Below are 251 nucleotides of genomic sequence, written 5' to 3'. Positions count from 1 at the left end.
TCTCTTTCCTCTTCAGATTCCTCTTCTTGAGCTCTCGGAGCACGTGAAGCTCTGGCTCCTGAACCACTGCCACCACAACCGTTGCCACGAGAACCCCTGCCACCAGAACCCCTGCCCCCAGACCCATTGCCATCAGAACCACTGCCACCAGAAGCGGTCCCAGCCGAAGCACAGCCACCAGAAGCAATCCCAGCAGAACATCTCCGTGAAGACCCAAAGGCAGAAGAAGAAGGGGGTGGGGGGGGGGGGGG

General features: G+C 60.2%; 1 protein-coding gene. It reads right to left on the bottom strand.

The genetic code is table 11. The features are described 5' to 3' along the window. Positions 1-251: hypothetical protein (locus tag JDS80_RS30955; RefSeq protein WP_199640837.1), on the bottom strand; the 251-nt coding region annotated here is incomplete at both ends.

Source organism: Bacillus cereus group sp. N8 (assembly GCF_016483685.1).
Taxonomy (GTDB): domain Bacteria; phylum Bacillota; class Bacilli; order Bacillales; family Bacillaceae_G; genus Bacillus_A; species Bacillus_A proteolyticus.
The sequence above is the reverse complement of the archived record's forward strand: the minus strand, read 5'-3'. Positions and strand labels throughout refer to the sequence as shown.